Source organism: Roseateles sp. GW835-FHT13E02, assembly GCF_058794035.1.
The window spans coordinates 1-6409 of the sequence record NZ_JBXAGJ010000042.1 but is presented as its reverse complement, the minus strand read 5'-3'; the positions used below and the strand labels follow the sequence as shown (position 1 = coordinate 6409).

The 6409-nt window shown below is 64.4% G+C and carries 4 protein-coding genes and 1 pseudogene; all 5 read left to right on the top strand.

The window, feature by feature from the left end; translation table 11 throughout:
* The first annotated feature begins 75 nt into the window (after nucleotides 1–75).
* The gene (gene xrtA, locus AC1Q6P_RS23800; RefSeq protein ID WP_492703360.1) at nucleotides 76–1677 is read left to right on the top strand and encodes an exosortase A; all 1602 of its coding nucleotides are present in this window, start codon (nucleotides 76–78) and stop codon (nucleotides 1675–1677) included.
* A gap of 53 nt (nucleotides 1678–1730) precedes the next feature.
* Nucleotides 1731–3011: a nucleotide sugar dehydrogenase gene (locus AC1Q6P_RS23795; RefSeq protein ID WP_492666248.1), complete on the top strand. Its 1281-nt coding sequence runs from the start codon at nucleotides 1731–1733 to the stop codon at nucleotides 3009–3011.
* Nucleotides 3012–3039: 28 nt separating this feature from the next.
* Complete coding sequence (locus AC1Q6P_RS23790) at nucleotides 3040–4221, top strand: TIGR03088 family PEP-CTERM/XrtA system glycosyltransferase (protein WP_492666249.1); 1182 nt, start codon at nucleotides 3040–3042, stop codon at nucleotides 4219–4221.
* Nucleotides 4222–4229: 8 nt separating this feature from the next.
* A complete protein-coding gene (locus tag AC1Q6P_RS23785; RefSeq protein WP_492666250.1) occupies nucleotides 4230–6167 on the top strand; it encodes an XrtA/PEP-CTERM system amidotransferase in 1938 nt (645 codons plus the stop codon).
* A 99-nt stretch (nucleotides 6168–6266) separates the two neighbouring features.
* Nucleotides 6267–6409 (top strand): annotated as a pseudogene (locus tag AC1Q6P_RS23780) (GDP-mannose dehydrogenase); the annotation flags it as partial.

The following is a 6409-nucleotide window of genomic DNA, read 5'->3' as shown; positions in this document are numbered from 1 at the left end:
CCAGGACCTGCTGGACCTGGTGAACCTGCCCAACAAGGCGGACTTCAAGGCCCGGGTGCAGGGGCTGTGCTGGTGATGAGCCCGATCAGCCCGACGCCAGTGAAGAGCGGCGCGCCCGGCGGCGCAGGCTGGCCACGTGCGCTCGCGGGGCTTGTGCTGCTCTTGCTCGTGGTTTTGGGCCTGTACCACCAGACCGCCTGGGCCATGGTGCAAATCTGGAACCGGTCGGAGACCTTTGCACATGCTTTCACGGTGCCGCCAATTGCCTTGTGGTTGATTTGGCGACTCCGAGCCTCCATCGCCGTGCTCGAGCCGCGGCCGTCGCCCTGGTTCTTGTTGCCCATGGCAGCTTGCGGCCTGTTGTGGTTGCTCGGCGACTTGGCGGCAGTCAACGCGGCCACCCAGCTGGCCTTGGTGGGCATGTTGGTGTGCGCCGTACCGCTGTGCCTGGGGGCAGCGGTGGCGCGTGTGATGGCCTTCCCGCTCGCTTTCTTCTTCTTCGCCGTACCCATCGGTGAGTTTCTGATGCCGCTGTTCATGAACTGGACGGCGGACTTCACGGTCAGCGCCCTGCGACTGAGCGGCATTCCGGTCTACCGCGAAGGTCTGCAGTTCGTGATCCCGAGCGGCAACTGGTCAGTGGTCGAAGCCTGCAGTGGCATCCGTTACCTGATGGCTTCGGTCATGGTGGGCGCTTTGTTTGCCTACCTGAACTACCGTTCCCTCAAGCGGCGCGTGATCTTTGTGATCTTCGCCACGATGCTGCCGGTGGTGGCCAACTGGGTGCGAGCCTATCTGACCGTGCTGCTCGGCCATGTGTCCGGCAATGAATTGGCGACCGGGGCTGACCATTTGCTCTACGGCTGGGTGTTCTTCGGCATCATCATGCTGGCCATGTTCATGGTCGGTGGCCGTTGGGCCGAGGCCGATGCGCAAGGCCTTGACACACCACCGGCTGCGAACGGCGCGGCCTTGCCCTCTCGGGCGCCTGCCGTTGTGCCGACAACCCTGGGTGCCGGCTTGCTCGTCTTGCTGGCGCCATTTGCCTGGTCCCAGCACCTCGCCGTACCAGCGAGTCAGACCGAGCTTCGTTTGGCACTGCCCACGGGGTCGTTGGGCGCTTGGACGTCGATGCCGGCCACAGCGCCGATGTTGAAGCCCGTGTTCCAGTCTCCTGCTGCGCAGGCGGCGGCTGTTTTCCGCAAAGGCAATCAAGAGCTGGGCGTGCACGTGGCCTACTACCGCCAGCAAAGCTACCGCAGCAAGCTGATCAGCTCGGTCAACACCTTGGTCGCCAGCGAGGACCGTCAATGGTCCGTGGTGTCGCAGGGGCGGCTTGACTTGCCTCAAGCCTCTTTGGCCGTGCGTCGCGTTGAACTGCTCAATCTGCGTGGCACGGACAGCCCGTGGCCGCGGCGCCTCGATGTCTGGCAGGTGTATTGGATCAATGGTGACGCCACCAGCCGTGACTGGCAGGCCAAGCTGCTGGCCCTTTGGCATCGCCTGATGGGCCGCGGTGACGATGCTGCCTCTTTGGTCTTTTACACAGACCGCGGAGATGAGGGGGCGGGTGAGGCTGTCCTGCGTGAGTTTGTGCAAGAGAATTGGGCCGCATTCGATGCGGCCCTGCGCAAGACCCGGGACGCGCAGGCCGCGGCACCAGCGGTGCCCGGCTGAACAGCTGTTTTTGAACGATCGACTTTGAGTTTTGGACTGACAAGGGAAACAAGATGACGACCTTAGCGGTGATCGGCCTGGGCTATGTGGGCCTGCCTTTGGTGGTGGAGTTCGGCAAGCAGATCCGGACCATTGGTTTTGATATTTCGACCGCCAAGGTCGAGTCCTGCCAGCGTGGCGTCGACCCCTCGCGCGAGCTGACTGACGAGCAGGTGCAGGCTGCCACCCATGCGGTCTACACCGACAAGCCCGAGATGCTGGCCGAGGCCGACATCATCATCGTCGCCGTGCCCACGCCGGTGGACGAGGCCCATATCCCTGACTTCAAGCCCCTGATCGGCTCCAGCACCAGCGTCGGCCGCCACATGAAGAAGGGCGCCATCGTCGTGTATGAGAGCACCGTCTACCCCGGCGCCACGGAAGAGGTCTGCATCCCCGTGCTGGAACGCGAGTCGGGCCTGAAGTGGAAGCAGGATTTCTTCGTCGGCTACAGCCCCGAGCGGATCAATCCGGGCGACAAGGAGCACACGCTGACCAAGATCCTGAAGATCGTCTCCGGCGACACGCCCGAGACGCTCAACAAGGTGGCCGAGCTCTACGAGAAGATCATCATCCCCGGCGTGCACCGCGCCTCCAGCATCAAGGCCGCCGAGGCTGCCAAGGTGATCGAGAACACCCAGCGCGACCTGAACATCGCGCTGATGAACGAGCTGGCCATCATCTTCGACAAGATCGGCATCGACACCTCCGAGGTGCTGGCCGCGGCCGGCACCAAATGGAACTTCCTGAAGTTCAAGCCGGGCCTGGTTGGTGGCCACTGCATCGGCGTGGACCCGTACTACCTGACCCACAAGGCCGACATGCTGGGCTACCACCCGCAAGTCATCCTGGCCGGCCGTCGCATCAACGACAGCATGGGCAAGTTCATTGCCGAGCAGACCATCAAGCACATGATTGCTTCGGGCTCCTACATCAAGGGTGCCCGCGTCAATGTGCTGGGCCTGACCTTCAAGGAAGACTGCGGCGATCTGCGCAATTCCAAGGTCATCGACATCATCAACGAACTGCGCAGCTACGGCGTGGAAGTGTTCGTGACCGATGCCCAGGCCGAGGCTGAGGAAGCCATGCACGAGTACGGCGTGCGCCTGCTGCCCTTCGCAGACCTGCCGCGCGCCGACGCCGTGGTGGCCGCCGTGGCGCACAAGGAATACGCCAAGCTGAGCGCGGAAGACCTGGGCCAAAAGCTGGTCAAGGGCGGTGCTTTCATCGATGTGAAGGCGGCCTTCGATCAGTCTGCGCTGGAAGCTGCCGGCTTCCGCGTCTGGCGCCTCTGATTCCGCGCCCGGCTTGCCAAGCGACAGCATGAACGATCGCCGGCCCCTGGTCGTCCACCTGCTGTTCCGCTTCGACACCGGAGGGTTGGAGAACGGGGTGGTCAATCTGATCAACCACATGGACGCCAGCCGCTGGCGCCATGCGGTGGTGGCCATGACCGAGGTCACCGAGTTCCGGCGCCGCATCCAACGCGACGATGTGCAGTTCCTGGCCTTGAACAAGCCACCGGGGCCGGGCGTTTTGCAGTGGGGCACGCTGTATCGCATGTGCCGTGAGCTGCGGCCCGACATCGTTCACAGCCGCAATCTGGCGGCGCTCGAAGGCCAGCTGCCGGCGTGGCTGGCCCGTGTGCCGGCGCGCATCCACGGTGAGCATGGCCGAGACATGGACGATGTGGATGGCCTCAATCGTCGCAACCGGCTGACCCGACGCTTCTACAGCCCTTTTGTGCAACGCTATGTGGCGCTGTCGCGCGACCTGGGCGGCTATCTGGAGAATGCCGTCGGTATTGCGCCGCACCGCATCCACCAGATCTACAACGGGGTGGACACCGACAAGTTCCTCCCGCGCGGCGCGGCGGTGGCCTCGATAGAAGGATGCCCCTTCCAATCCGGCCCACAGCTGCTGGTGGGGACGGTGGGGCGCATGCAGTCGGTCAAGGACCAGCTGACCCTGGCCCGCGCCTTTGTCCTGGCCTTGCAGCAGCAGCCTGGCTTGCGCGAGCGCCTGCGGCTGGTGATGGCGGGCGATGGCCCCCTGCGCGCTCAGGTGGCCCAGGTCTTGGCCGAAGCCGGCATGAGCGATCTGGCCTACCTGCCAGGCGAGCGGCGCGATGTGGCAGAGCTGATGCGCGGGCTGGATGTGTTTGCCCTGCCGTCGCTGGCGGAAGGTGTTTCGAACACCATACTGGAGGCCATGGCCTGCGGCCTGCCGGTGCTGGCCACCCGCGTCGGTGGCAATGCCGAGCTGGTGGAAGAGGGGCGTACCGGACTCTTGGTGCCCTCAGCCGATGTACCGGCCATGGCTGCAGGCCTGATCCGCCTGGCGCAGGACGCGGCATTGCGGGCCGATTTCGGCCAAGCCGGGCGTCAGCGGGTGGAGCAGCGCTTCAGCTTGCGTGCCATGGTCGCGGCATATGATGCTTTGTACAGCCAGGCGCTGGGGCGGCCCCCACTCGATCTCGAACACGGTCTGCGGACCACAAAGTAGAACAAGATATGTGCGGAATCACTGGAATCTTTGACACGCGCGCGGCCCGCGAGATCGATGCGGCGCGCCTGCATCGGATGAACGAGTCGCAGCACCACCGCGGCCCCGATGAAGGCAGCCTGCACACCGAACCCGGCCTGGGCATGGGGCATCGCCGGCTGTCCATCATCGACATCTCCACCGGCCAGCAGCCGCTGTTCAACGAGGATGGTTCGGTGGTCGTGGTCTTCAATGGCGAGATCTACAACTACCAGTCGCTGATCCCCGAACTGCAGGCCCTGGGTCATGTGTTTCACACCAAGAGCGACACCGAGTGCATCGTCCATGCCTGGGAAGCCTGGGGTGAGGACTGCGTTCAACGCTTCCGCGGCATGTTTGCCTTTGCGCTCTGGGACCGCAACAAGCAGACCTTCTTCATGGCCCGCGACCGCATGGGCGTGAAGCCCCTGTTCTACAGCGTGCTGGATGATGGCCAGCTGCTGTTCGGCTCGGAGCTGAAGTCCCTGCTGGCCCATGGCCAGATGCGCCGCGACATCGACCCGCTGGCGGTCGAAGAGTATTTCGCGCTCGGCTATGTGGCCGAGCCGCGCTGCATCTTCAAGCAGGCGCGCAAGCTGGAGCCGGGCTACAGCCTGTGCATCCGTCGCGGCCAGTCGATTCCCGAACCCAAGCAGTTCTGGGATGTGCGCTTCACGCTCGACCGCCAGATCGGCGTCGAGGAAGCCTGTCTGGAACTGCAGGAACGTCTCAAGGAATCGGTGCGCCTGCGCATGATTGCCGAGGTGCCGCTGGGCGCGTTCCTGTCCGGTGGCGTGGATTCCAGCGCCGTGGTGGCCACCATGGCCGGCATCAGCTCGGACGCGGTCAACACCTGCTCGATCGCCTTCGACGACCCGGCTTTCAACGAATCTGAGTTCGCCAAACTGGTGGCCGACCGCTACCGCACCGAGCACAAGGTTGAGACCGTCAAGTCCGACGACTTCGACCTGCTCGACACCCTGGCTCGGCTCTACGACGAGCCCTATGCCGACAGCTCGGCCATCCCGACCTACCGGGTCTGCCAGCTGGCGCGCAAGCATGTGACCGTGGCCCTGTCGGGCGATGGCGGTGACGAGACCTTCGGCGGCTACCGCCGCTACCGCATGCATTTGATGGAAGAGCGCATGCGCTCCATGATGCCGGCCGGCCTGCGCAAGCCGCTGTTCGGCACGCTGGGACGTCTGTATCCGAAGGCCGATTGGGCGCCGCGCGTGTTCCGCGCCAAGACCACGTTCGAAGGCCTGTCGCGCAATGCCGTCGAGGCCTACTTCCACTCGGTGTCCATCTTGCGCGGCCCCATGCGGGAGCAACTCTTCAGCCCGCAGTTCAAGGCCCAGCTCAGCGGTTACGAGGCCCAGGAGGTGTTCGACCGCCATGCGGCCAAGGCCCAGACCGACGATCCGCTGGCCCTGATCCAGTACCTGGACACCAAGACCTATCTGGTCGGCGACATCAACACCAAGGTGGACCGCGCCAGCATGGCGCATTCGCTGGAAGTGCGTGAGCCGCTGATGGACCATGAGCTGGTCGAGTGGGTGGCCAGCCTGCCGTCGGACCTCAAGATTCGCGGTCAGGAAGGCAAGTACCTGCTGAAGAAGTCCATGGAGCCACTGCTGCCCGACGAGGTGCTGTACCGGCCCAAGATGGGCTTCGCCGTGCCGCTGGCGCGCTGGTTCCGTGGCCCGCTCAAGCAACGGGTGCAGGACGCCGTGCTCGGCCCGCGCCTGGCCGCCACCGGCTGGTTCAACCGCGAGTACCTGCAACACCTGGTCGAGGCCCATCAAAGCGGCGCCCGCGACTACAGCGCGCCGCTGTGGACGCTGCTGATGTTCGAGGCCTTCCTGCGCCAGGTGGTGGATGAAGAGTTGCCTTTGGCCGTTCACAGCCGGGACGGCGTCCCCGCCTGAGTAGGGTCTGCCCGCCTGGCTTTTTCTGACGGCGGGCTCAGCTGGATTCCGGGGCGTTCGCGCCCCGGAGCTGCATCAAGATTTCGGAGACTTTGAGCAATGAAGATCAGCATTTTTGGATTGGGCTATGTGGGCGCGGTGTCGCTGGCGTGTTTGTCGCGGGATGGCCATGATGTGGTGGGCGTGGACATCGAGCCGGCCAAGCTGGACCTGATCAAGAACGGCAAGACGCCGGTGGTCGA